We start from the raw sequence: 20,809 nt of genomic DNA, 5'->3' as shown, positions 1-20,809 counted from the left end.
GATGAATTATCTTTTAAGAAATGGGACTCTTACTTAAGTTAAAATCGTGCGATTCTGAATGGATTAACCGTGGTCAATTTCGAAGAAAAAAATCTTATTGATATTAGGAAATATCCTCTTCATTCTCCTGCTTCAACATCGTATCTGGATCTTGTTTCACAATGTCAGCAGGATCTGAATAGGAATGGAGCCAGTATGCTTCCCGGTTTCCTAACGCCGGAAGCTATTACTCAAATAGTTGCTGAAATAGATCGAGCAGCTCCAAAGGCCTACTCCTGTAATGAAGTTCACAATGTTTTTCTTGAGGAAGATGACATATCTTTTCCTGAAGATCATCCCCGACGTCAAAATGAAAAGACCTCTCTGGGCTCCTTAGCTTATGATAACATAGAACAGGGTGATGCTCTAAGAACTCTCTATGAATGGGATCCGCTTCTTCACTTTGTTACAGCTGTACTGGGAGAAAAAAAAATGTACCGGATGGCTGATCCTATGGCAGCTCTTACTGTAAATGTGATGAATAATGGTCAGAACCATGGCTGGCATTTTGATGAGTCACTTGTGACTACTACAGTCATTCTTCAAAAACCTCTGGAAGGGGGAGAATTCCAGTATATCACTGATCTGCGTGGAGAAGATTGGAACGACTATGTGTCACTTAATGATGTATTATCGGGGAATGAAGATAGAATTCAAACTTTGCCAGTTGAAGCAGGAACCTTACTCCTCTTTGCCGGTTATTTCCAATTGCACCGTGTCACTCCAGTGGTGGGAAACGTAACTAGGTATGTAGCAACCCTCTGTTTCAAAGACAAACCTGGTGTCTGCAACAGTCCTGAAGTCCAGAAGCTTTTCTATGGCAGAACTGCTTCAGTATGAGTTATGAAGTAACAGATAAGGATATTCAAAACTACAGTCGAGATGGTGCTGTGGTGATCCGTGAACTTTTTTCCGCTGAAGAGGTTGAGTGCTTGGTGGAAGGGATTGAAGCTAATATTTCTGCTCCCAGCTGGCGATCTAAAGTGGCCAGCAGTTCTGATGATCCTGGATGGTTCATGGAAGACTTTTGCACCTGGCAGGACAATCCTACATACAGGCGTTTCATCGAGGAAAGCAACTTAGCAGCAGTGGCAGCTCAATTAATGCAGTCAAGAGAAGTACGCCTCTTTCACGATCACATGCTGGTAAAGGAACCTGGCACCATGCAGCGGACGCCATGGCATCAGGACCAGCCCTACTACAACATTGACGGATTTCAAAATGTCAGTTTCTGGATTCCGGTGGACCCTGTACAGCGGGAGTGGACGTTGGAATTCGTGGCAGGGTCGCATCGTAAAGGATGGCTCATGCCGCGCACTTTTATGGATGAAGAAGCAAAATGGTTCCCCGAAGGGTCAATGAATGAGGTTCCCGACATCGAAGCGGACCGGAGAAAGTTTCAGATCCTTGGCTGGGCCCTTGAACCGGGCGATGCGGTAGCGTTTCATATGCTTACCCTGCACGCCGCGGCCGGGGTTCAAGGGAATGAGCGAAGAAGAGTTTTTTCTGTCCGATTAATCGGAGATGATGTTGTTCATTCTCCTCGATTATGGGAAACATCTCCTGAATTTCCAGGTTTGAAAGATGAGTTACCGGCCGGAGCTTCTATGGATCATCCACTTTTCCCGCCGCTATTAAGCCGGTCGCGCTAGTCCACCGTATTATCTGATCATTCAGGCTTACCATAACCACCCCCTCCAGGTGTTTCTATGATGATGGTTTCACCTGGTTCCACCACTCGTTCTACCTTACCGGCAAGAGGTTCCAACTCACCTGACACTTTTTCTAGCCAATTCTTTCCGCATTTGCCCGACGATCCGCCAGCCATGCCGTAGGGCGGATATTTACGTCTCTCGGAAAGGATTGAGACTTTCCGTTTCTTCAGAAATTTGACTTTGCGTATGGTTCCATTTCCACCTTTGTATAGGCCGTCACCGCCTGAGCTTTGCCGCAGCCCGAAACGTTCCAAACGGATCTCAGGGAAGCGATGTTCCAGAACTTCAGGATCGGTTGCTCTAGTGTTGGTCATATGTATCTGAACACCTGAAGCGCCGTTGTGGCCTTTGCACGCTCCTGAACCGCCAGCTATGGTTTCGTAATACTGCTTTCCCGAACCATCCTCTGAACCGAAAACAAAATTGTTCATAGTTCCCTGAGATGCGCCGGCAAGTTCAAGAGCACCTATGAGTACATCCGTTATTCTCTGAGACGTTTCCGTATTGCCTCCCACCACAGCTGCTGTGTCTTCAGGTCTCAGCAGGCATCCTTCAGGGATGATGATCTCAATCGGTTCAAGACAGCCTGAATTAAGTGGGATTTCCTCATCGATCATGAGCCGGAAAACATATAGAACCGCCGCTTTGGTCACTGCCACAGGCGCGTTCTGATTTCCTTTCATCTGAGGACTGGTTCCTGAAAAATCGACTATGGCCCTGCAAGTGTGCGGAGGATTGTCTCCTTTTTCAATGGAAATTCGTACGGCGATCGTGTCTCCACTGTCAAGATGATCCTTGAATTCAAGATCTAATTTCTCCTTATCACCGAGATATACTGACAATGCGGCTTTCATTGACTCAGTTGCGTTGTCTCGAACGTGATCCATATAAGCGTGGACAGTCTCAAGTCCGTATTTCTTGATGAGCTTTTCAGTTTCCATGATTCCTTTGTTTACCGCTGCCATCTGTGCTTTGACGTCAGCAATGCGTTCATCAAGATTCCGTGCCGGGTAGTCGTTATCAGACAGCAGGCTTATGAGCTCGTTCAGCCGGAGTTCTTCATCTTCAATGAGACAGAAATTGTCAATAACCACACCTTCTTCGTGGATGGATGTCGCAAACGGCGGCAAGGAGCCGGGAGTTGTGCCGCCAATATCAGCGTGGTGTCCTCGGCTGGCAGTGTAGAAGATGGGATTCTTCCCATCAGCGAAAACGGGTGCAATGACCGTCAAATCGGGAAGATGGGAACCGCCTCGATGAGGGTTGTTCATTAGATATATATCCCCCGGTTTCATGGATCCTTTGTTGGCCACAATAATCTCTTTCACCGATTCGCTCATGGCACCAAGGTGGACAGGCATGTGAGGAGCATTGGCCACAAGATTGCCCTCAGGGTCAAAGATAGCACACGAAAAATCGAGACGCTCTTTGATGTTAACCGAGTAAGCTGTGTTGATCAGTGTATAACCCATCTGTTCAGCAATACTCATAAAAAGATGATTGAATACTTCCAGCATGATGGGGTCTCTTTCCGGTCCTACAGAGACTTCTGAAATTGTATCTTGAGTCAGAATAATATGACCGTATTTGTTGAGCTCGACTGAAAATCCTGGTTCCACAACTGTGGTGGAAAACTCCTCTGTAATGATGGCCGGTCCTTCAATGAATGAATCTAAATGAAGATCAACCACCTGGTAAACCGGTGTTTCATTATCGCTTTCTTCGAATGTGACTTTTACGGTACCCCTCGGCTTGGGCTTACTTCTGGCGTGGGACTGAGATAGACTTTCTTCGAAATGATGTTCCCTGCCGTTCACCTCAATCCTCAAATTGACAAGTTCCAATTCAGTGGTGGGGTCAAAGCCAAACAGTTGCTTGTGGAGTATAGAAAACATTTCCACTGTTTCTTCATATGTGCCCAGTGGAATGGTGAGATAGTTGTCTGTGCCAAGTGGCCTGAGATCGAGAAACTTTTTAACCTCAATATTGTCCTTAGATATTCCATATTGGAGGATTTCTTCCACCAAGGGTGCGGCCATTTCATTAAGCTGAATTTCGAATTTTCGGAGCATATTCTTATCATAAGGCGTCACTATGGAGTGGATGGCGTAGCGAAACTGATCGGCCATGGCAATACCGTAGGCGGAAAGAAGCCCTGCCATGGGGTGGATGATCATCTTTTTTATGTCCAGAATCCGGGCAATACCGCAAGCATGCTGTGCGGCGGCACCACCGAAACAGACAAGGGCGTGTGTCCGTGCGTCAAAACCCCGGGCCACTGATATTTCTTTAATTGCCGAAGCCATGGTCTCATTGGCAATTCGGATAAAACCCCGGGCCACATCTTCTGGTGAAAGGTTTCTGTCGAGTGCGACGTTAATCTGTTCGGTAATCTTTTTGAAACTTTTTCGTGTTTCTACTTCATTCAGCGGTTGATCGTAAGTTTTACCGAAAGCTTTGGGGAAATATTCCGGCACCAGTCGGCCAAGGAGGAGATTGGCATCTGTGAGTGCAAGCTGGCCGCTTTTACCGTAACAGACCGGCCCGGGGTCAGCTCCTGCTGATTCAGGACCAACGCGCATCTTTTGACCATCGAACCAAAGAATGGAGCCGCCGCCCGCAGCCACCGTGTTGATTTTTAGGCTAGGAGTCTGAAAGTGTATACCTGCTGTTTCCATTTCCAATACTTTTTCAAATTCACCACCATAGCGAGAAACGTCTGTGGAAGTGCCTCCCATGTCAAAACCGATAGCTTCACCGATCCCATTTAGCTCAGCAACTGCCGCGGCACCAATAACACCTCCTGCCGGGCCTGACATGATGGCGTCTTTTCCCCTGAAGTTGTGGGCATCGGTCATGCCGCCTGAGCTCTGCATAAAATCAAGAGGAATATCGCCTGTCTTCTTTTCCACCGATTGTATGTACTCAAAAACAACAGGGCTGAGGTAAGCGTCAACTGCTGTTGTTTGGCCCCGTCCAACAATTTTGATGAGCGGCATGATTATGTGAGAAACTGAGATCTGGTCAAATCCGATATCAAGGGCGATTTCGGCAACACGAGATTCGTGAACTCCATTTTTCCATGAATGCATGAGCACGATAGCAAGAGATGTAATACCGCTATTCATGACCTCCTCCAAATCTTTTCTCAAAACAGATTCATCTAGAGGTCTCACCACATTTCCTTCGTGGTCTAGACGTTCATCTACTTCTCTAACATTGCTATAAAGTTGCTCTGGCTTTTTTACAGCAAGGGCAAAGAGGTCAGGCCGGGCTTGATTGCCGATCTCCAGAAGGTCACTAAAGCCCTTTGTTATGAACAGTGCAGTTGGTGTACCCTTTCGTTCCAGAAGTGCGTTGGTGGCCACGGTGGTGCCCATTCGTATTCGACTCACTTTATCTTCAGGGATTGGACTTTCGGCGGGGATTTCCATCATTCGCCGAATTCCTTCAATAGCGGGATCGGCATACTCCTTTGACAGCGAAAGGAGCTTCAGGCTGTGGGTCTTTCCTTCAGGATCAACACCGATGATGTCGGTAAATGTTCCGCCACGATCGATGGCGAAAAACCACATCTTTTTTGCAGCTCGACTCATAATGGGCCAAAATCTACCTTATCAGCAACGAGTAAACAGGAAGGAAGTTCGAGACTCGATTGTCTTCTGTTGAGGCTGTTTGTTCAGGAATTTTATCCCGGTGATTAAATAAAAAAGGATGCTAATCCCGTACGAGAGAACCGAGGAATAAAATAGCAGTCGGATCAGTATGGGATTGACATCAAAGTCATCACCTATACCGGCACAGACACTGGCCGATTTTCCTTCGTCTCTGTTTCGATAAAATCTTTTCATGTCATAATTAATACATAAAAAGCGAAAAGGTTGTTAATTGAGTTTCACCTCGTGGTGGCCTAACTTCACTTTCCTTCACAAACACCAACAAATGACAGGAGACACAATGATTAAGCATATTGTTATGTGGCGTTTAAAGAAGATTGAGGGGAAGACAAAAAATGATAGTGGTTCTAAGATCAAGACTGAGATCATTAAACTTCCTGATCTGATCAAAGAAATCAAAGCATTGGAAGTAGGCATCAATGTGAATCCGTCAGAACGTGCCTCTGATGTGGTTCTTGTATCTGAGTTTGAATCCATGGAAAAGCTGAAAAAATATCAGGATCATCCTGAGCACTTGAAAGTTGTGGCTTTACTTCAGCCGTTGACAGAGGAAGTCCGAGTGGTGGACTATGAGTTGTGATGGTTGATTTTTCGTTAGAACAATGTATTGAAGAATTTTTAGCTGATTTGGTGGCTTCTAATTCAGTAAACCCCAAATGGGAAGGGGGCCCTGGTGAGGCTTTTGTTTGTGATAATATATCCGGTGTTCTTTCCTCATTGGGGTTTATTCCAGAGACTCAAGAAGTTGCTCCTGGACGGACCAACGTGGTGTGTACAATTTCTGGGAGTAGGGGTGCACCAAGTCTCATATTGAATGCACATGTGGATGTTGTGGGTGTGGAGGGGATGAATGATCCATTTAAGCTCCGCCGGGATGGTGACAAACTTTATGGCAGAGGGACATATGATATGAAAGGTAGTGTGTCTGTCATGCTTGCTCTTGGCAAGTTTTTTGCGAAGGAGCCACCGCCGGGTGATGTCCATCTGACTTTTGTGTGCGATGAAGAAGATTTGAGCATAGGGATGGAACACCTCATGAATGATTGGCTTCCAACGCTAAAGGAAAAACCAACTGCCGCCATCATTCTGGAACCTACAGAAGAGTCTATTGGCATCTGTCACAAGGGGTTTGCCTGGTATGAGATAGTTATTGAGGGGAAAGCTGCCCACGGTTCTCGTCCTGAGGAAGGAATCGATGCAATTTTTCCACTTGGAGCTGTGATTCAAGAAATTTCAGAAGTGGAGAAAAAATTGTATGCAAAAGATGCCCACCCCTATCTCGGACACAGTTCGCTTCATGTTGGGACATTAATGGGTGGAACTAATCTTCCAGTTATCGCAGCCGAATCAAGGCTAGATTGGGAACGAAGGATTCTTCCGGGAGAATTAGATGCCGATCTGGAGAAAGAATATGAGCGAATTGTTTCCACGGCGAAAAACTATCCTGGGAAGCATAGAGTTGAGCCGAAAAAGCTGTTCGCCCGTCCGCCTATGGAAACTTTGGAGACCACTGAAATTGTCCAACGATTGAGGAAAGCGTCACCTGTTTCATACCTCACGGGCATGTCCTACTGGGCTGATTCGGCACTGGTTTCTGAAGCGGGTATCCCCTCAGTCCTTTTCGGTCCCATTGGACATGGTGCTCACGCCATCGATGAATGGGTGAGCGCTAGAAGTTTACATCGCGTTTATGAGACGGTGAAAACAGTAATACTTGGAATGTCTGAGGCCGTCTGATTTATCTGGTAAGTCATCATTCTTTGCGGTAAAGATGTTAATCTTTTTTCTCCCACCACCATCTGGGCGTTTTTCGTTTCCCGCCTCCCAAGGTGTTGTCCAGCCATAGCATAAAGCTGCGGAGGAACGACCCCATTAGTCGAAACCGTAGGCGGTTTACCCAGGAGGGATAATCACGATTGTAGGGACAGACGCGGAGGCAGATGGAACAGTCGGTCACCTGCTTCACCCAGAAGTCGAAACACTTTTCCGCATCCACTGTCCATTTTCTGATACCACTAATATTGGAACTGTTGTAGATACGTTCTGATGGATCATCAAATGGAATAGCTTTCGTCGGACAACCATCACTACACCGTCGGCATATCTCGCAAAATTCTTTTACGCCGAACCGTTTCGGGCGATCGTGTGCAAGAGGAAGATCAGTAAAAACCTTTCCGATACGAAGACGAGGACCAAGTTCTGGTGTAATTAAAAGCCCGTGACGGCCGTATTCTCCTAACCCGGCTTTAATAGCTAGAGGAATGCTGAGAGCCGTATCGTTCATGCTGGCCACGGCATTGTAACCGAGATTCTTGATATACTGAGCAAGGGCAAGAAGTGTGATAGCATCTTGAGAGTAGCCAACGCCCGTTGCTGTTCCACTTAGAGCTGATGGGACGGTCTCCAGCAAATCGTGGTCCATCTCATGACATACTACAATTACAGAAACGAAATTATCCGGAAGATCCATCTCTTTCTCGTCTTCATGGTCTCGACTATACTTGTGCGTGTAGACCCACCGTTCATCATGATAAGTGATGCCCACAAGATCAGCACCAAAAAGTTTGGCGGCTTTCTTTACTTCTTCTGCCATAGCCTCAGGAGATTCAACATTTCGCTGTTCTGAAGCACCCTCCCTTTGGGAGGTGAGGTAATCCAGAAATCCTTCCCGGCGGTCCTCATTCTCCAGCCGTTCGGCGAAAAAATCAGCCACGTACCAGCCAGCATTACGGAGAGCAAAATCTTTCTGATCATAACCATCCACGTGGCGCCACTCTTCCAGCGGTTTACGATACGATTCATAAAAAAGTTCTGTCTTTTCTGAGTGAATTGACGGGTCCCAGAAGGAACGGTTGAAAATATCGTTTTTCTGATTGAATGGCCCGAATTGTTCTGTGATCATGAAACCTGCATCTTCATCGGTAGCACACCCACCGGGGCAAGTGGTACACTTTCCTTCAAACGAGTTCATGAAATTAAGTTCTCCGAAGTTTCGGCTCTGGTTCGAGATAGGAAGGCGACAAACTCTGTACCCCCCGTTCCAATGACATTTTCTTCATCTTTGACTTGATCAAGAACGTAGTGGACAACAATCTGCATATGTTTCTTTCTAAAACTGTCCAGCGTACTGATACAACTATTGAGTGCATCATTCAACTCACGGCTTTCATTTTGCTCAACATATTTTTTCAAGGAAAGTTGCGTTTCAAGGTATTCAATGAATTTACGATGGGCGGGTGGCATGTATTTTCTCATTTTCTTCAGAAAAGGTCCCGAATCAGCATGAGGATGAAAAATTCCCATCGCCGCATCGATAGACTGCAAAAGTGAACTTTGTGCCGCACTTCCGCCAATATAAACTTTTGGTTCGTCACTCACACCTTCATAAATAATTCCTTCCTCTGGCCATCCGGCCAGGAAGGGGCGTATCTGAGAATAAAAGATATGAGGCGCGCATTTTTCCGGTATACGGTCCAGAACGTTGGTACAATTGTTTATAGCATTTCCAATCCGTTCTATGGCATCAACGAAATTTTTGTTATTAGATGAGGCAGCAGCTTCCAGTCCATCCAGAACAGCAGAAAGAGCAGGGGCACCGAGGGATTCAATGGCAACTGTTGTGAGAAAGAACCATTCCTCGTCTTGTCCTCCTAAAAAGTTCTGAACAGTTCTAAGGTTTTCCAGCTCAATGGGACCTTTCGGGTTTACGCGACGCCAGTTGTTTAATACGATTGAGGCGTGGCTTGCAATAGGAGGACGTCCGGACCTAGCCGCCACTTCAGACAACGGTACAGCAAGAGCCAAGGGGATTTTTCTTACCGGGTCTGGGTCACAGCTGATATAGGCATTGGCAAACATGGACAACAACAGCATAGCCCTGTCTAACTCAGAGTCATCTTTAAGTTTATCAGCGTGGATTAAGGGGAGATTTTCCACAGCTAAGCGAAAATTGCCTTTGGCAAGCAGGGATGGCATCTCCGCCCCGAGTTCATCCCACACCTCAAACAGTGGATGAAGTGCTAGAAGAGGATCGGGATTGGGAAGAAAACCACGTTCTTGATCAACTGAAAATCTTTTAAGCAATTCAGTGATCATTGACTTTATTAACAGGGTAGAGGATTGGCCTGCTGGGAGCGGCATCAGAAACGAAAGCGGGAAGCTGAAGGTTCATTAGATAACAGCCATCCGGAAGCAAATCGGGAGTGTAAATCATTTCTGTAATTGTCCTTTTAGAACAAGTTTGAGAATCGATTTTGGAAATACCGGGAGATACGCCCCAGTAGATCCGATGATTTCCAAGCTCTCCGCCGTCATCTGTTCTATCCACGGAGGGCGTATCCACCAGCAGATGGCGAACGCCGAGAATTCTGATGTGATGCATGGCTTCATTCGTAAAGAAAGGAAACGATTTCTCGGAGTAATTGTGTGATTTTTTTGAGGTTTCATTGGGTAGAGTTCGGATGACGAGCCCCTTCAGGAAATCTGTATTAGCATTTTCGAGAACTTGGGTCAGACAAGACTTCGTCAGTAAGTAATCATTGTTTTCTGTAGAAACATGGTATGATTCATCGCCGATCTTTGAAGCGTCCATAGAGATAAGTGTGACTGGAATCAGGCTGTTATCAATAATGTTGGAAATTGAGACCTGATCTTCGGATATGTGTCCAACACATTCAGTATGGGTACCATTGCAGTGATAATTAGCGGTTATGGTATCCACGTTGCAGCTTCCGCCGGCTTGAACCGAACCAATAAAGCCTCCAGACTGTACAGGGATCGAATGGGCATTCTCACTTTCAAAAAACCGGGGTTGATCACCTTGAAAATCAAGTTGGATTGCAATAGAGATTCCTTCTTCAAGTTTCACCTCATATTTCCGATGGCCAATCTGGATTTTGGTTTGATCGAGCATGGGATAGATTTCAAAAGCGGAGAAGGGAAAAAACCACTTCACCGTCCGAAAGTTAACTATTAAACTCCTTCTGGATTAAACACTTTATCCATCCCTAAATGAAACGCGACTCTTTTGGCGTAGCACTTTCCCTGATCGTTCTCCTTTTTCTTTCCTTTATCTATTTACCTCTGCCTGGCCTTGATGTCCCATCGGGTGGTTCTTTGGATTTTGATGTTGCAAATCAAGGTCAGGGGGATGAGTTGTTTGCTCAAATAAGGGAGAGCCGTAATCTTGATCGTCCTTTTCCCGAAATGCCTATGAGAGAGGATAATCCTCAATCCAGAGAAAAAGTAGAACTTGGCCAATTGCTCTTTTTTGACCCTATCCTTTCTGGAAGCAACGATATCTCCTGTGCTCATTGTCACCATCCCGATCTCGGTTTTTCGGATAATCGAGGGCAGTCCATGGGAATGGGTGGAAGTGGCATTGGACCAGAACGGATGGGCGGTGCAATCATTCGCCGGGGTTCACCAACGATTTGGAACGCTGCGTTCAATCACCGTCAATTCTGGGATGGCCGGGCAGCCGATCTTGAGGATCAGGCCACGAATCCTATCCAGGATAAAACTGAAATGGCGCAAGACCCCCATGAACTTGTGAGAGAACTAAAAGCTATACCAGAATATGTGCGGATGTTTGATCGCGCTTTTGGGGGAAGTAAAGTTCCCGGCGTTACGTTTCAGAATGTGAGCTATGCAGTGGCTGCTTTTGAACGAACCATCATTTCCAACAATTCACGCTTTGACCGTTATGCCAGAGGTAAAAGAACAGTTTTGTTAGATGCGGAGCGCAGCGGACTTAATGTCTTTCGTTCTTTGAAAACCCGCTGTTTTGAATGTCACAACATTCCAACATTTGCGAATCCAGATTTCAAGGTTGTGGGCGTGCCTGATCTGGAAGGGCTAGCGCCAGATTTAGGTCGAGGCGAAATTGAAGGCGAGAATTATAATCGTGCATTCAAAGTTCCCACGTTACGCAATGTTGCCCTTACAGCACCTTATATGCATAACGGTGTTTTCAAGACTCTGGATGAAGTTCTCGATTTCTATTCCGGGGGAGGTGGTCCTGGTTTGGGACTGGATGTACCCAATGTAGATGACAAAATTCGAAGCTTTACTCTTACCCCAAGAGAGCGATCTGACCTTATTGCTTTTCTGCATTCACTAACAGATGAGTCGGCAAAGCCGGAGATTCCCAAGTCAGTTCCTTCAGGGCTTGATGTTGTCCCACCACTGGAAAACCAATCACCCGAACTTGCAGCTTTTTCCAAAAGGCCTAATGAGCGACCAAGGACTGTATTTGAGAGAAAGGGATATGTTATTACGGTCAATGAGGGGCAATACATTCAGGATGCTATTGACATTGCTGAATCAGGTGATACGGTACTGGTAAAGCCTGGAATCTATCACGAAACATTGACCATGGATATTTCTGGTATTACTCTCTTGGGTGAAGAAGAAGATGGGCAGCGACCTATTCTAGATGGAAAACATGTTCTCACGGATGGGATGGTTGGCTCTGGGAGCAACATTGAAATCCGGAAATTTGCTGTCCGGAACTACACTGCTAACGGCCTAATGATTAACGGTGGTACTAATATTGCTTTTCGTGATCTCTACCTTTACGAAACGGGACTTTATGGCGTTTATCCTGTGGAGTGTGTAGGCGTTACCATTGAGCGCTGCGAGGTGACGAAGGTACGGGACGCTGGCATTTATGTAGGTCAATCAAGAGATATTATTGTCCGCAATTGTGTTGCGTACGGAAATGTCGCAGGTATCGAAATTGAAAACTCAGTTGACGCCGTGGTGGAAAATAATGAGGTTTACAATAACACCGCTGGTATCCTTGTTTTCTTGCTTCCCAACAATCCTTCCAAGATTTCGCTTAACTGTAAAGTTGTTAACAATCGAGTTTACGACAATAATCATGAAAACTTTGGTGATGAAGGTGCTATCGTGAGTCTTGTCCCTTCCGGGACAGGGATACTCGTAATGGCTGCTGATGAAGTTGAGGTGGCTTATAACGAGATCAGGGGAAACAACACCACCGGTATCGGCATGGTGGAACTTGATATTGTTTTCGGTGAAGGCGCCATTTATGATGTAGATCCACTTCCTGATCGAAACTGGATACACGACAACATACTGGAGAATAACGGTTTAGATCCTGATCCTTCTGTGGTGGAGCTGGGCCTTGATGGAGTCGATCTCCTTTGGGATCTTTCCGGCGCCGGAAACAGGTGGGATCAGGAAGCCTCCTCAAAACTTCCGCCTCTTCTTCCGGGCAGCGACTGGCCGGACATTGCTAGGCGTGCTAACTGGCGCCTCTGGAAAGTACTTTCCTCTCTGTAGCAAGTCGTTGTTTTCAGAATCTCATGCTTGAAAAACAGATCTCTCTTGTGGGTGTTCCCTTTGATGCAAAATCTTCTTTTCTAACCGGGCCAGCTGAGGGTCCTTCCGCTATTCGAAAAGAACTCTTCTCCGGTGCCTCCAACCTTTTCAGTGAAACTGGGATTGATCTGGACAGTGTGAATGGCTTCAAAGAAGTGGTTGACTTGAAAATAGAAAACAGTGAGGCTGGTTACCTTCAAATTGAAAGAGAAGCAACAAGGCAGCTGTCTGATGGTGCCATCCCTCTCTTTCTTGGTGGTGATCATTCAATCACTTATCCGTTAGTGAAAGCGGTCGTTGAATCGAATAGGCCAACAATAATCATTCATTTCGATGCCCACCCAGACCTTTACCATGAGTTTGAGGATGACCGTTACTCTCACGCCTGTCCATTTGCAAGAATCATGGAAGATAGTCTGACAGATCGGTTGATTCAGATCGGCATACGTACTGCCAATGATCACCAGCGGCAGCAGGCAGAAAAGTTTGGAGTGGAGTTATATCAATTACCTGAGATGCCCGCTAATCTTGGCTTAAGCAGTGATGACACAGTCTATATCTCTCTGGATCTGGATGTTTTCGATCCTGCCTTTGTTCCAGGTATTTCCCATCATGAACCGGGCGGTCTATCAGTTAGGGACGTTATAGGTATCATTCACAATATCAATGCACCCATTATTGGTGCCGATGTGGTTGAATTGAATCCACGACGCGACCTTAACGGGATGACTGCGACGGTAGCGGCAAAAATGGTGAAAGAAATAGCTGGGAAAATGGTGGCGAACTAAAGTCGACTTGTCACTTCCCAGATAATCGAACTAATTGCAAAACCAATATAAACCAGAGAGGCAATGATCATCATGGTGGTTGCAGAAATTCCTGGCCTAACTGATTTAGGAAGATATCGCTTATTAAGATAAAGCAGCAATGGGACATATATTGCCATGGCAAAACCACCGAGGTAAGCAGCGTTAAAAATAAAACCTAGATCAGAGACACCGACGCGTTCCATAATAAAGGTGAGTAGACATCCAAGAATCATCCACCCACCACAGAAGATCATATACCACCATCCCACATTGCGTGAACGAGCCTTTGCCACATTAGTATAAATAATATCAGCGAAGGTGCGACTGACGCCGTCAAGTACGACCAGTTGAGTTCCAAAAAGGGTAGCAAATCCGACAATAAGGAAAATTACTTGGCCAGCATTTCCCCAAACTTCACCCAAGGCCACAGCTTCATCCCAAATGAGAGTGCCTGGTGCAGGAACAATTCCCTGGGGATGTAACACTGCCAAGGCACCGAACATGAAGAGAATTAATGTAACAGTATTAAGTGCCCAAAAGAACAGTATCTGATCTTTCTTGACATAATCCCACCAATCGGAAAATCTTTTCCTATTTTCAGGTGTATCCTCAAAACGAAATCCAACGGAGGGGATTGCTTCAATTTTACCTCTTATAGGATTAGTCATTTTAGCTATCCTACCTCCCATTCCAATATTTTTATCCCTTAAATAGAACCCATAGAAGAGATTGTATACTCCGCCGGCACCGGCAAACACCATTGCACTGAAAAGAACCTTTATTGAAATATTTGGATCACGGTAGCCAACTTTGAGCATTCCTTTACCCAGTTCTTTCCAGACATCAGCGGACCCGATTGCAATAACTACAGCAATAAGTCCAAGAGTAACAATAACGATTAGAGCCTCAACAGTTCGCTCTACAGACTGGTAAATGATGTTAGGACCAAACAATATAATTGCAATGAGTCCAAATGTGATAACTGTCCATAAAGTGTCTGAACCCAACCCTGTTGGGCCGACAATTAGTGCTTTCAGTGCAAGGCCCGAAGCCCTTGCCCAGCCTGGAGCAATGCTTCCAAGAGCAGTTAAAAGTATGAAAAGAGGTCCAAACCCGATCCAGATTCGGGAGAATCCCATAAACGGGGTCTCACCCGTAGCGATTGTCCACCGCCCAATTTCCATATTTATCCACAATTGAAGAAAAACACCCAGCACTGCTGCCCAAGCCATACTGGCTCCAAATTCCGCTATAATCCTTGGCCAGATAATAATTTCTCCAGCGCCTATGGAAAGCCCTACCAGGACGGCACCGGGACCAGCAAGTTTCCAAAAGGATTGTGTCCGTTTAGGGATGTCTGCTTTTTGTTGTTCAGCGATCATTTTTTCTGAGGACAATAAAGACCGAAAGAAAGAGGAGTAAGGGATCTATTCAAGAATAAGAGAATAATAGATCGAAAAGCAATTTCCCCCAGGCAAAAAGCAAAACGAACCAGCCCGCGATGAAAACTGATGATCTGTGTAAGAGTTTTGTATGATCGATAATCCGGATACCGCTGTGAAGATATCTTGAAGCTACAAATAGCCAAGCGAGGGACAGATCTAACGTGTCAACATTTCCCATCATGAAAAGAATACCAGTCCAGACGTAGAATAGAATAGGCAATTGAAATATGTTCTTATAGTGATCTCGTGCAGCTTGCAGATACTCCGGCCTGTCGCCTTCATAAGTCTTGAAAAAACCGTATTTGACATCCCATTTCTTTATGGCTCTTTTCTGTACTAAATAAAGGTGGGCGGTGACGAAAAATGTGAGGGCCGCCATGGCGATAAGAGGGTAGAGAATGAGGTTTGATTTCATTTCCCCGATGTCAGGTTGAAGAAATCAGTCCCTGGCGTTCAGCTTCTTTTCTAATGGGACCCCAGAAACCGATAGGACGAGACATGACGTAATAGGCGACTAGGTGATCCATATCTTCGGGTTCACTCATAAAGGTAACTGGCAGGTAAATTATTGCATTGAGCACAATTAATATCCAGAACTGGAGATAATCGGGCAAAGCAGGGATCACACCGAATCGGGGGAGGATCCAGACAACAAGCCAGCTGAGGCCGAGATTGGCCATCCATGCTGAGAGGTAACCCCAGGAATTGAATCGCCACCAGATCACCTGGAGGATATTCGGAAGCCAGACACCTGCCGCCATGATCCATAGGGCGAAAATGAGCCAGGCGGTAATCTCTTCACCTATAATGATACCGAAAACGAAAGAACCGAGGAGAATTACAAACGTGGAAATTCTGCCTACTTTTACCAGTATTGCCTCGGTGGCTTTTGGATTTACATAATGGTGATAAAAATCACGGGTGGCATACAAGGCTCCCAGGTTAAGGTGTGTAGAAACAGTGGAAAGGTGAATAGCAAGAACTCCAGCAAAAAGGAAACCGACGAGTCCCACCGGCAAATACTCAAATCCAATCCTGTACCATGCCATCTCATAGTCACCGCTCTTTGCGATGCCAGGATATAAGACAAAGAACCCAATGATAGCCGCTGCCCAAATGGAATTTCGGATCAGGACAAGGGCGGAACCTGCCCAAATGGCGTAAGAAGCATCCTTTACCGTTTTTGCCGATTGTATACGTTGTGCTTCAGGATACCAATCGATGGAGGTTCCCATGCCAAAACCGCCGATAAGGGCGATGATCATCATGGTGATGAACCAAGCTACCGGAAATTGTCCTTCGAACATACCTGTGAAGCTGAAAAAGTTTAACCGCCAGGACTGGCCATTAAAATGATGAGAGGCTACACGAGACCACGATGCACCGCCATTCACACTGGCATCTACGTTCAGACGCTTGTAAGAATCGTCAACGGCCCAAACAATGGTATATTTTTCTCCCGCCTGTAGTTCATTAATATTCGTTGGAAAAAGGATTTCACCGGTGTTTGTTTCTTTGGATTTAATTAAGGTTGTGGCGCGTGATTCTAGGCGAGACTGTGCATCTTGAGAAATCCGACTTGCGATAGCAAATGATTCACTATTTTGAGCAATAGGTTTACCAGTTTCAACATCGGAAACACGGATTATTGCCTGCTGATCTTTCCAGTCATTTGGAACTTCCCATTCAACGCTACTGTTGTAAGATCCAAGTTTTGAAATAATTTCATCGGGACCACCAGCAGCTACCACTCCCCAAATCGATACGATCACAATAATGAGAAAAGCAATAACACCTTGCTGAAAATCGGCCATGACCACGCCCCAATAACCCGATGACAGAACGTATATTGCCCCTAGTGTTGTGAAAACGAAGAGGCCTATCCAAATCTCCCAACCAAAAATCATTTGACACAGTTTTCCCATGGCGATACCTACCCATCCAAGGATGAACATATTCATAAACACCTGCCATCCGGCAAGCCATCCGCGTAGTAGCTCAGCGCCAAGGCCACCAAATCGGAGACCTTGCCACTCAGCCTGACTGTAAGCGAGAGATCGCCTGAATATTCTGGTAGAAACAAAAGCGCTAATGGCACACCATGCGGAGAAAAAGGCGTACCAAAGCCCTGCAAAACCATATTTGTAAACGACACCTGCCACCCAAATCGGGGTATCCGTAGCTGTGTGAGTGGCATACACGGAAGAGGCAGGTAGCCACCATGGCAATCCCCTACCCGCCAGAAAAAAATCGGATTGTGATCGTTTTCCCATCCGATAGAAATAAACACCAAAAAAGATCATCAGCGCCACAAAGAGCACGATCCAGAGCCAATCGAGGAACTGGAAAGTGATCATGTCTCTGAATCTTCCTGCTGGTTTCTGGCAAAGTATTTTATAAGTAGGTAAGTAAGGAAAAAAGAGAGGCACAGTATAATTGCGGGGATGATAACACCCAGGATGGGTGCTCCAATTCTGACAACTGTTACCGTCATGAAATTAGGTATCCTTGTGCTTATTCTTCTTGTAATGCAAGTAGGCGAAAATCATTCCTACGAATGAAGCCAGATAAGCGATGGACATACCTAATACCACAGCCAATCCCTGATTCATTTTTCAGTCTCCCATTTCTGGATATCTTCCAGCTGTCGGAGATAGTCCTTCTGCTTTTTTTCGTATTCACTAGAAATTTTTTTCAGTTTTGGATCAATAATCCATATCATAATTCCTGCTGAAACGATACCGAGAGCAAGGATAACGAAACCTACTGTAATGGTAAGAAAGGATAGGGCGGTTCCTATCACAAGAGCGATGTAGGATACTACTGAGAATATTATTGCCAACCAGTCTTCTTTATGCCAATCGTCGGCGTCGGCAGATGTCCATTCTCGTCTGATGAAGCTCATTTTAGGAGTGGGAAAGTATCGAGTAGTTTAAACACTACTTTATTCAATGACAACTTCATCCACGAATATCCAAGCTTTTCCACCAGCACCTGGATGCCAGTCAGGACAAGTTTTCACATTTTCAGCATAAATTTTGACATAGCGGATATCTTTACCCCCTATTGACTGGATAAAATCTTTTGTGAACGATCCATCTCTTTTCACTGAAACGTTGTGATTTCGGCGTTCTAGAGAAGTGAAGTTCGAACCATCAGTTGACACAGAGAAGACGACCGATTTGGGGAGCCAAATCCATGATGGATAACTCTGAAGGAATGTTGTTCTGATTTGATTCACATTTCTCAATTTTCCTAGATCAATCACAATATCGAAATCAACCGCATGAAATCCTTGCCATGAGCCCCAAGCATTAAGTGCCCCACGAACACCATCAAACAGACCATTATTCCCACCCGCTGTATAAAGAGGGCTGTATTGTTGTTTGTAGGCAACGGAGACTTTGTAAGGTATCTGTGTAAAAGTGACGTTTTCAATATAGCTTGGCAAATATTCAGGTTTGACTGCTAGGGCCTGGACTTGTGTTGTTTTGTTGAGTCGGATAGGAGTTTTGTAAATAGGCGATGTTACAGAGGGTTTTGAACCATCGATGGTATAGTGGATGGCTACTCCAGGGGTAGGCGTTGAAATGGAGACTGTCATTGTGTCAAGAAATCCCCGTTCTTTATAGTCAAAAACGGGATTCGCAACAATGTCCAGATTCATTGCTGACACGGGTCGCTGAGAACGATCAGTGGCCCAATTTTGATTAGGTCTATCACCCATTTTCAGATCCAGGGTGCCCCCGGCTGTAATAGTACTGTGTGACAGGTATGACTGATGCAAGGCAGTGCCACCCAAGGAAGCTTTTTGAATATATCGGTTCTCTGATGAAGCTTCCTGTGCTCGAATTGTGAACGAATTGCCATTTTGCATATGGATGGTTGCTTCATCGAAAATTGGTGTACCTAAAACATAAATATCTTCTCCCGGCGTGACAGGATAGAATCCAAGGGCACTGAAAACATACCACGCCGACATTTGGCCACAATCCTCATTTCCTGGCAGCCCATCTCTTCCAGTGTGGTAGAGGTTATCCATAATCTGACGGGTTATGTTTTGAGTTTTCCAAGGTTTGCCAGCATAGTTATAAAGATAAGCAAAATTGTGACTAGGTTCGTTTCCATGAGCGTATTGTCCTATGAGTCCGGTAATATCCGGTTGGTGTCTTCCAGAGAGATCTGTTGGAGCTGAGAACAAGTCATCCAATCGATCAATGAATTCTTTTTCGCCACCCATCATTTCCATCATTCCGGAGATATCGTGTGGAACAAAATATGTATACTGCCACGCATTGGCTTCCGTGTATGAAGATGTTACCGCAAAAGGATCGAAGGACGGCTCCCACCGGCCTCCCTTTTTTCCACGCATGAACTTTGTTTCACTATCAAACACCTGACGATAGTTCATTGCCCTTCGCATATAATTTTCACGGTCACGCAGTTTGTCAAGATTTTCCGCCATCTTGGCAATACACCAGTCGTCATAGGCGTATTCCAGTGTTTTGGACACACCCTCATTCTCACGATCGATGGGTATGTACCCTTTCTTCTTATAGAATTCAAGCCCCAAGTGATTGGCCTCAGCACTTGCCTTCATTGCGTTAAAAGCGGCTTCCACATCAAAATTGGTCAAACCTTTAGCGTACGCATCGACGATGACCGGAATTGAATGATAACCGATCATGGTTCCTGTTTCGTTGCCGGCCAGTTCCCAGACAGGGAGGAGGTCACCCTCTTCATACTTTACAAGAAGTGTTCTGACCAGTTCAGTAGCAATATCCGGATATAAGAGAACAAACAGGGGATGAGCAGCGCGAAACGTATCCCACAGTGAAAACACGGTATACATTGACCTGCTGGGAGGGAGTTGATGAATGTCCAAATCTGCACCGCGATATCTTCCATCTACATCATTGAATATGTTTGGAGCAATGAGGCTGTGGTAGAGGGCGGTATAGAAATTAGTCTTTTCACTATCAGTACCGCCCTTAACGGAAATAACAGATAACATTTCTTCCCACCGCGTGTTGGCTGATCGTCTTGCTTTATCAAAATCCCAACCCGGCAGTTCTTTTTCAAGATTTTGTCTTGCGCCTTCAATGTCGACAGCTGAGATGGCCACTTTCATTAATAATTGTGACTTCGCCGGAAGAATAAAGGAAGCAAATGTTTTCAAATTGAGACCTGCACTTTCATTCCCATCTTGCAGCACATTTCCATCTTTTAATATTCCCGTTGCTTCAAAAGAATTGGAAAATTGGGCCACAAAGAAGATGACCTGATCCTTTGCCCAACCTTTAGATCTGCGCATACCCACAATTTCACGATCATTTGTGATCTTTACCCACGATTCGGTAGTGCGATCACCAAGACCGTGCTTAAGATCGATGAGAATATGAGAAAGACCTTCTTTTGTAAATGTGTACCTGTGAAAGCCGACCCGCTCCGTCACTGTCATTTCAGCTTCGATCATATCATCTTCAAGGGTGACACGGTAGTAGCCAGGCTTTGCCTTCTCAGAAGAATGTGAAAAGCTTGATCTGTAACCAGTCTCAGGCTTTGTTTCTTCTCCTGGTTCCGAAAGAAGTTTTCCGGACATGGGGACCACCAAAATGTCACCATAATCGATTGCGCCCGTTCCTGAGAGATGGGTATGACTAAAGCCAAGAATTGTAGGATTCGAACTGTGGTATCCGGAACAGTTGTCCCATCCGTTCTGGCGGGTATCAGGGCTGAGCTGAACCATTCCGAAAGGCAAAGTTGCGCCTGGGAAA

The 20,809-nt window shown here is 45.5% G+C and carries 16 protein-coding genes; 6 read left to right on the top strand and 10 right to left on the bottom strand.

The features are described 5' to 3' along the window. The first annotated feature begins 69 nt into the window (after positions 1 to 69). Together EYO21_02970 and EYO21_02965 are read left to right on the top strand one after the other, a co-directional pair. Positions 70 to 879 (top strand): 2OG-Fe(II) oxygenase, encoded by an 810-nt coding sequence (locus EYO21_02970; GenBank protein ID HIB02773.1) that lies wholly within the window; start codon positions 70 to 72, stop codon positions 877 to 879. Beyond that, a complete protein-coding gene (locus EYO21_02965) occupies positions 876 to 1,691 on the top strand; it encodes a phytanoyl-CoA dioxygenase (GenBank protein HIB02772.1) in 816 nt (271 codons plus the stop codon). Before EYO21_02970 ends, EYO21_02965 begins: the two co-directional genes overlap by 4 nt. A 17-nt stretch (positions 1,692 to 1,708) precedes the next feature. Here EYO21_02965 and EYO21_02960 read toward each other — a convergent pair whose 3' ends face one another. After that, positions 1,709 to 5,329 carry a 5-oxoprolinase gene (locus EYO21_02960; protein HIB02771.1) on the bottom strand — a complete coding sequence of 1,207 codons (3,621 nt, stop codon included), beginning with the start codon at positions 5,327 to 5,329 and terminating at the stop codon, positions 1,709 to 1,711. 42 nt (positions 5,330 to 5,371) lie between these two features. Further along, positions 5,372 to 5,605 (bottom strand): PspC domain-containing protein, encoded by a 234-nt coding sequence (locus EYO21_02955; protein HIB02770.1) that lies wholly within the window; start codon positions 5,603 to 5,605, stop codon positions 5,372 to 5,374. A 106-nt stretch (positions 5,606 to 5,711) separates the two neighbouring features. Here EYO21_02955 and EYO21_02950 point away from each other — a divergent pair, with 106 nt between their 5' ends. Beyond that, positions 5,712 to 6,011, top strand: coding sequence for a Dabb family protein (locus EYO21_02950; protein ID HIB02769.1), 300 nt, complete (start codon positions 5,712 to 5,714; stop codon positions 6,009 to 6,011). Continuing rightward, positions 6,011 to 7,168: a M20/M25/M40 family metallo-hydrolase gene (locus EYO21_02945; GenBank protein HIB02768.1), complete on the top strand. Its 1,158-nt coding sequence runs from the start codon at positions 6,011 to 6,013 to the stop codon at positions 7,166 to 7,168. The genes EYO21_02950 and EYO21_02945 overlap by 1 nt, the downstream gene beginning before the upstream one ends. A 37-nt stretch (positions 7,169 to 7,205) precedes the next feature. Here the strand turns inward: EYO21_02945 and EYO21_02940 are convergent, their stop codons facing one another. Genes EYO21_02940 through EYO21_02930 form a run of 3 tightly spaced genes read right to left on the bottom strand, consistent with a single transcriptional unit; the run spans position 7,206 to position 10,385 of the window. Continuing rightward, positions 7,206 to 8,402, bottom strand: coding sequence for a reductive dehalogenase (locus tag EYO21_02940; GenBank protein HIB02767.1), 1,197 nt, complete (start codon positions 8,400 to 8,402; stop codon positions 7,206 to 7,208). Continuing rightward, positions 8,399 to 9,571: a hypothetical protein gene (locus EYO21_02935; protein HIB02766.1), complete on the bottom strand. Its 1,173-nt coding sequence runs from the start codon at positions 9,569 to 9,571 to the stop codon at positions 8,399 to 8,401. The genes EYO21_02940 and EYO21_02935 overlap by 4 nt, the downstream gene beginning before the upstream one ends. Continuing rightward, positions 9,516 to 10,385, bottom strand: a complete 870-nt coding sequence (locus EYO21_02930) for a cyclase family protein (GenBank protein ID HIB02765.1) — start codon at positions 10,383 to 10,385, stop codon at positions 9,516 to 9,518. The genes EYO21_02935 and EYO21_02930 overlap by 56 nt, the downstream gene beginning before the upstream one ends. Before the next feature lie 56 nt (positions 10,386 to 10,441). Between EYO21_02930 and EYO21_02925 the strand changes: the two genes are divergently transcribed. Together EYO21_02925 and speB are read left to right on the top strand one after the other, a co-directional pair. Continuing rightward, positions 10,442 to 12,739, top strand: a complete 2,298-nt coding sequence (locus EYO21_02925) for a hypothetical protein (protein HIB02764.1) — start codon at positions 10,442 to 10,444, stop codon at positions 12,737 to 12,739. A 23-nt stretch (positions 12,740 to 12,762) separates the two neighbouring features. Further along, the gene (gene speB, locus EYO21_02920) at positions 12,763 to 13,566 is read left to right on the top strand and encodes an agmatinase (GenBank protein HIB02763.1); all 804 of its coding nucleotides are present in this window, start codon (positions 12,763 to 12,765) and stop codon (positions 13,564 to 13,566) included. Here the strand turns inward: speB and EYO21_02915 are convergent. The 5 genes from EYO21_02915 to EYO21_02895 all read right to left on the bottom strand — a co-directional run bounded on the left by EYO21_02915 (position 13,563) and on the right by EYO21_02895 (position 20,781). After that, positions 13,563 to 14,969 (bottom strand): hypothetical protein, encoded by a 1,407-nt coding sequence (locus tag EYO21_02915; GenBank protein ID HIB02762.1) that lies wholly within the window; start codon positions 14,967 to 14,969, stop codon positions 13,563 to 13,565. The genes speB and EYO21_02915 overlap by 4 nt on opposite strands. A gap of 49 nt (positions 14,970 to 15,018) precedes the next feature. Further along, positions 15,019 to 15,447, bottom strand: coding sequence for a hypothetical protein (locus EYO21_02910; GenBank protein ID HIB02761.1), 429 nt, complete (start codon positions 15,445 to 15,447; stop codon positions 15,019 to 15,021). Positions 15,448 to 15,457: 10 nt separating this feature from the next. After that, a complete protein-coding gene (locus EYO21_02905; protein ID HIB02760.1) occupies positions 15,458 to 17,389 on the bottom strand; it encodes a sodium:solute symporter in 1,932 nt (643 codons plus the stop codon). Between the two features lie 251 nt (positions 17,390 to 17,640). Beyond that, entirely contained in the window at positions 17,641 to 17,937 is a 297-nt protein-coding gene (locus EYO21_02900; protein HIB02759.1) for a hypothetical protein, read from the bottom strand. A 39-nt stretch (positions 17,938 to 17,976) separates the two neighbouring features. After that, on the bottom strand, positions 17,977 to 20,781 hold the full coding sequence (locus EYO21_02895; protein HIB02758.1) for a glycoside hydrolase family 92 protein: 2,805 nt from the start codon (positions 20,779 to 20,781) through the stop codon (positions 17,977 to 17,979). Between the last annotated feature and the right edge of the window lie 28 nt (positions 20,782 to 20,809).

The sequence above is a fragment of the Candidatus Neomarinimicrobiota bacterium genome (assembly GCA_012964825.1).
GTDB lineage: Bacteria > Fidelibacterota > Marinisomatia > Marinisomatales > S15-B10 > UBA2125.
This window is presented reverse-complemented; position numbering and strand designations above follow the sequence as displayed.

Excerpts from the sequence above, each read along its gene's own strand:
- EYO21_02915 (HIB02762.1), bottom strand. The coding sequence starts at position 14,969 with ATGATCGCTGAACAACAAAAAGCAGACATCCCTAAACGGACACAATCC.
- EYO21_02905 (HIB02760.1), bottom strand. The coding sequence starts at position 17,389 with ATGATCACTTTCCAGTTCCTCGATTGGCTCTGGATCGTGCTCTTTGTG.
- EYO21_02910 (HIB02761.1), bottom strand. The coding sequence starts at position 15,447 with ATGAAATCAAACCTCATTCTCTACCCTCTTATCGCCATGGCGGCCCTC.
- EYO21_02945 (HIB02768.1), top strand. The coding sequence starts at position 6,011 with ATGGTTGATTTTTCGTTAGAACAATGTATTGAAGAATTTTTAGCTGAT.
- EYO21_02900 (HIB02759.1), bottom strand. The coding sequence starts at position 17,937 with ATGAGCTTCATCAGACGAGAATGGACATCTGCCGACGCCGACGATTGG.
- EYO21_02955 (HIB02770.1), bottom strand. The coding sequence starts at position 5,605 with ATGAAAAGATTTTATCGAAACAGAGACGAAGGAAAATCGGCCAGTGTC.
- EYO21_02935 (HIB02766.1), bottom strand. The coding sequence starts at position 9,571 with ATGCCGCTCCCAGCAGGCCAATCCTCTACCCTGTTAATAAAGTCAATG.
- speB (HIB02763.1), top strand. The coding sequence starts at position 12,763 with ATGCTTGAAAAACAGATCTCTCTTGTGGGTGTTCCCTTTGATGCAAAA.
- EYO21_02960 (HIB02771.1), bottom strand. The coding sequence starts at position 5,329 with ATGTGGTTTTTCGCCATCGATCGTGGCGGAACATTTACCGACATCATC.
- EYO21_02950 (HIB02769.1), top strand. The coding sequence starts at position 5,712 with ATGATTAAGCATATTGTTATGTGGCGTTTAAAGAAGATTGAGGGGAAG.
- EYO21_02895 (HIB02758.1), bottom strand. The coding sequence starts at position 20,781 with ATGGTTCAGCTCAGCCCTGATACCCGCCAGAACGGATGGGACAACTGT.
- EYO21_02940 (HIB02767.1), bottom strand. The coding sequence starts at position 8,402 with ATGAACTCGTTTGAAGGAAAGTGTACCACTTGCCCCGGTGGGTGTGCT.
- EYO21_02965 (HIB02772.1), top strand. The coding sequence starts at position 876 with ATGAGTTATGAAGTAACAGATAAGGATATTCAAAACTACAGTCGAGAT.
- EYO21_02925 (HIB02764.1), top strand. The coding sequence starts at position 10,442 with ATGAAACGCGACTCTTTTGGCGTAGCACTTTCCCTGATCGTTCTCCTT.